Annotated in this window: 4 protein-coding genes; all 4 read left to right on the top strand. The window is 58.3% G+C overall.

Going from position 1 to position 4737, the window contains the following annotated elements:
* Window positions 1-769 precede the first annotated feature (769 nt).
* A complete protein-coding gene (locus tag AB3X89_RS38920) occupies window positions 770-1414 on the top strand; it encodes an SCO family protein (RefSeq protein WP_368587903.1) in 645 nt (214 codons plus the stop codon).
* Window positions 1415-1431: 17 nt separating this feature from the next.
* Window positions 1432-3390 (top strand): RICIN domain-containing protein, encoded by a 1959-nt coding sequence (locus tag AB3X89_RS38915; RefSeq protein WP_368587902.1) that lies wholly within the window; start codon window positions 1432-1434, stop codon window positions 3388-3390.
* Complete coding sequence (locus AB3X89_RS38910; protein WP_368587901.1) at window positions 3390-3827, top strand: hypothetical protein; 438 nt, start codon at window positions 3390-3392, stop codon at window positions 3825-3827. Before AB3X89_RS38915 ends, AB3X89_RS38910 begins: the two co-directional genes overlap by 1 nt.
* A 323-nt stretch (window positions 3828-4150) precedes the next feature.
* A partial coding sequence (locus tag AB3X89_RS38905; protein WP_368587900.1) for a Wzz/FepE/Etk N-terminal domain-containing protein occupies window positions 4151-4737 on the top strand: 587 nt, incomplete at its 3' end.

Here is a 4737-nt window from a genome sequence, read left to right as displayed (position 1 = left end):
GGCCTCAAAACGCTTAAAGGGACGGTGAATTCGCATTGAATCTGCACAATGCGAAAAATCTTGCGACGAGAGTCGCGTAATTGGAGCGGGGCCTCTTCAACTCGGGTGTACTTCAGCAGCCTGCTAGAGGCGTTCCCACGCTTTCCAGCTGAGTTCACAAAACGACAAAAGAACCGTTACAAAATTGTTACTTGGCGGCTAGGGACAGGGGTCGGGTACCTCTTTTGCGCCAACGTATAGTTCTTGGCCGATGACTGAAAACCTAACTGAATTCATTAGTATGGTTTTCGAAAGAGAAGGTGCCGGGCGATGGATTTTTTTGAACTGTCCGGGCGCACTAAATAAATCGCAAAATGCGGATTTCGCGACGATTCGATTTTGAGCTTTGAATAAAGAGATCAGCGCGAGCAAGGGGCGGAGACTTACACATCATCGCCAGCGAAACACCTGTTCACTTCCACCGCGCTTCCTGATTCAGTGCGCAACTCGCGATTTGCAAGTCAAAAAAGAGCTTTGCTTGGACCTTCTCAGCGCCCAGTTTTTTGGAGGTTCATGGTTATGTGGTCGACCTCACAAAACGCGGCAAGTCGCGGGCCAGACGCTGTCATTTTCCGGAAGGTTCCCTGCTACGCTCACCATTGCCGTTGATTCGCCAGAGAGCGAACGTAGCCGTCGCGCGACGTCTGCGAATTTGCCGCGCGGGTAACACGCAATAAAGATGGCGACGAATAGTACTGAAGATAGTTACACGTTGCGGGAGATCACATTCATGTTTCATCAACACGCGCCGAGTCGCGCGGCGTTGCGTGCGTGCGCGCCGCTCGGAAACCCGAGTCGCCGTGCGCTGCTGCGTGGCGTATCGGCGGCGGCGTTAGCCGGCATTTCTTTTCCGCTATATGCGCAGCACGCAAGCGTGGGACTCGTCACGCCGCCTATTCGTCTCGACGACTACTGGGTGATCAATCAAAGCGGCCAGAAGCAGCTGCTGACCGACCTGTTGCATCGGAAAGTGACTGCGTTGCAGACGATTTACACAGGATGCAGTTCAGTTTGTCCTTTGCAGGGTGCGCTGTTCAGCACCGTTCAGCAACGGATATCGCAGTTGCAGCATCGCTATCCCGTTCAGTTGGTGTCGATCGGAATCGATCCGCTTTCCGACTCGCCGCCTGCGTTGCACGCATGGCTCAAGCGCTTCCAGGCCGGACCCGAATGGTGGGCGGCCACGCCGACGTTGCAGGACGTCGACCGGATGCGCACCGCGCTTTCGGGCAGCACCTTGCCACTCGGCAACATTGCCGATCACTCGACCCAAATCTACTGCTTCGACGCTAACGCAATGTTGCGCTGGCGAAGCGATGACCTGCCCCGCGCGGATCAAGTTTGCGAGGTACTGGGCGCATTAGGGCGTGTGTAACCTATTGGACTGAGAACATGTCACAAAAAAAATCGCTTAGGTTGAGGTCGCAGTTATTCGACAGGTGGGTGAAAGCATTGCTGCTAATTGCATTCTTGCCGGTGCTTTCAATCTTCTCCACGACTGCGCACGCGCAGACATCGAGCACAATCACCGTTAACGGCACCAGCTTGTGCGCCGATGTGAACGCCGAATCGACAACGCCTGGCGCCTCGGTCATCCAGTGGACCTGCAATGGGCAGAACAACGAGCTTTGGACATTGACCCAGAACAACGGGCTTTATCAGTTCGTCAACGTCAACAGTAATCTGTGCCTCGATATCTACGGTGTAAGCACGGACGCCGGCGCTGGAGCGGACCAGTGGACCTGCAATGGCCAGCCGAATCAAAGCTTTCAACTCATACCGCAAGGTGGCGGCTTTGCAATCGTCGCGTCGCAGAGCAACTTGTGTCTGGCGGTTGCGAGTCTCACGGCACAGGGCTCGCAGATCACGCAGCAGCCCTGCAGCGGCGCCCCGCTGCAGACGTGGCAGATCAGCGGCATGACCGCGAAAACATTGCCGGCGAAGTGGACTACACCCTATAACCTGTCGATCGTGCCGGCTGCTGCGGCGAATCTTCCCGATGGAACGGTGGTAGTGTGGTCCGCTGACAAGAAGCTGGACTTTACGGCTGGCGAAGTCACCCCCGGCAACACGTACACCGCAATCTTCAACCCGACTACCGGTACCAGCAAACAGGTGTACGTGACGAATACCGGCCACGATATGTTCTGTCCGGGCATCGTCAATCTTCCGGATGGTCGTATTTACGTCACCGGTGGCTCGAGCAGTGACGAGACGAGCTTTTACACGCCTTCGACTGGAAAATGGTCGTCAGGTCCTTTAATGAAAATTGCGCGCGCCTATCAGGGCAGCGTAACGTTGAGCAATGGCAACGTATTCCAGGTGGGTGGTTCGTGGAACGGAGGCGAAGGCGGCAAGACCGGCGAAACCTGGTCACCGAGTACGGGTTGGCAGGTCAACAGCGCCATTCTCGCCGACTACATCCTCACGAATGACGCGGCTGGCATTTTCCGCTCCGACAATCATGCATGGCTGTTTGCGGTGGCAAATGGGCGAGTCTTCCACGCCGGTCCGAGCGTTGCGATGCACTGGTTCGATACCGCCGGCGCGGGCAACGTGACGCCTGCCGGCAACCGGGGCAGCGATACCGATGCGATGAACGGCAACGCCGTTATGTACGATATTGGCAAGATCCTGGCTGTTGGCGGTGCGACGAGCTACGAGTACGCCAACGCGACTGCGAACGCCACGCTAATCGACATCAGTAGCGGCACCGCGGTGACGCAAACGCTTACGCCGATGAATTACCGCCGCGCCTTTCACACCAGCGTGGTCTTGCCGAACGGTCAGGTGGTAGTCTTAGGCGGAGAGGCGTACCCGGTAACGTTTTCGGACGACACCGCCGTGCTGGCGCCAGAGTTGTGGGACCCTACCACCAAGACTTTCTCGCTGCTCCCGCCGCAAGCCGTGCCGCGTAACTATCACAGCATCGGACTGCTGTTGCCGGACGGTCGCGTACTGAGTGGCGGCGGTGGACTGTGCGGAAGTTGCTCGACAAATCACACGAACCTCGAAATACTCACCCCGCCGTACCTGCTGAACGCGGACGGCTCGGCGGCAACCCGACCGACCCTCACAGCCGCGCCGACCACCGCACAGCTCGGGACATCGATCGCGGTGACGGGCAGCAGTGGCATCACGGCCTTTGCGTTGATGCGCATGTCTTCGTCGACCCACGCGATCAACAACGAGCAGCGGCGGGTACCCGTGAGTTTCACGGTAGGAACGGCGGGTGAATATCTGATCAATATTCCTTCCGATCCGGGTGTAGTCGTGCCTGGCTACTACATGCTGTTTGGCCTGAACGCGAAGGGCGTGCCGAGCGTTTCGCGCACGGTGCAGATTCAGTGATGGCGTTACTGTCACGGCGGACCGCGGCGCGTGTGGCGCTGATACTGGGGTTGGCGGGCATCACGCATGTTGCGCACGCCGCGCCGCTTTGCGAGCCGAAGGATCTCGGGTGCGCGATCTTTAATGGGCAGCATTCCGTCGCGGCGCAATTGCGCGACGACGATCATCTGCTGCCCGGCTCGACCACCCGTTGCGCGAACTGTCATTCGCAAACCGGCGCGGCCGACGCATTCGCGCCACCGTTGACCGCCGGCAGCCTGTTTCCTGCGAAGAGTCGAAGGGACGGTCCGGCGAGCAGTTACGATCAGGCAACGTTCTGCAGGGCGCTGAGGGAAGGCATCGACCCGGCCAACGTTTTGTTGCGCAAAGCCATGCCTCACTACCGGATATCGGATACCGAGTGTGCGGCGCTCTGGCATTTCGTCACCAAGCGGTAGCACCTTTGCGTGCGGTCGCGCGATACATATCCGACTATTCGCGGTTGAATCGAGTGTGACGTTGGGCCGAAAAGCGACAACGTGTGGCAGCGTACGGAGGTGCGGCAAGCCGTCAGATAGGCTGCGGTTGCGTCTGATATGAATAACTCGATGTCTGTCTGCCGGCGCAATCTATCCGATGCCGAAAAATTAGAAGTCTGCGCCAGGTCCGGCGGAAGCTGTGTAGACGATAAGACGATTTGATTCGAGCAGGCGGCGGGTCCGCATCGCCTGCATCTTGAATCCAGCTTCCATCCTTTTCGTACACCCGCCCTGGGGTCTCGATGAATCAGAACTCTCTCCTTACGAATGCTGCCGTGGTCCGCAATAACGATGTCAGTCTTTCACGTTATTTCGACGTACTGATGGCCAACCGCTGGCTGGTCGGTGGAATCGCCGGCAGCGTGCTCGCCCTGGGCGTGGCGTACGCGTTTATCGCGCCATCGGTGTACCAGGCCGATATTCTCGTGCAGGTGGAAGACAGCATCCCGACCAACAATTCAAAGAGTCCTCTGGGCGACGTCTCGAGCATGTTCGACGTCAAGACGGAGGCGACGGCCGAGATGGAAATCATCCAGTCGAGAATGGTGGTCGGCAAAGCCGTCGACGATCTGCACCTCGATATCAGCGCCAGGCCGAAGCGCTTTCCGTTGATCGGCGAGTGGCTGGGGCGGCAGGCCAAAAGCCTTTCCTCGCCAGGTCTCTTTGGATTTGGCGGATATGCGTGGGGCAACGAATCGGTCAGGGTGTCCAGCTTCAACGTTCCGGAAGCATTCGAAGGCGAGAAGTTCGTGCTGACCGTTCTGGAGGACGGGCGCTACCGGCTGGAGCAGTCGGATCTGAGCGAGCCGATCGAGGGCCGCGTGGGCGC

The sequence above is a fragment of the Paraburkholderia sp. BR14320 genome (genome assembly GCF_040948665.1).
In the GTDB taxonomy this organism is placed as follows: domain Bacteria; phylum Pseudomonadota; class Gammaproteobacteria; order Burkholderiales; family Burkholderiaceae; genus Paraburkholderia; species Paraburkholderia youngii.
Note: the sequence above shows the minus strand (reverse complement) of the source record. Positions and strands in the feature narration are given on the sequence as shown.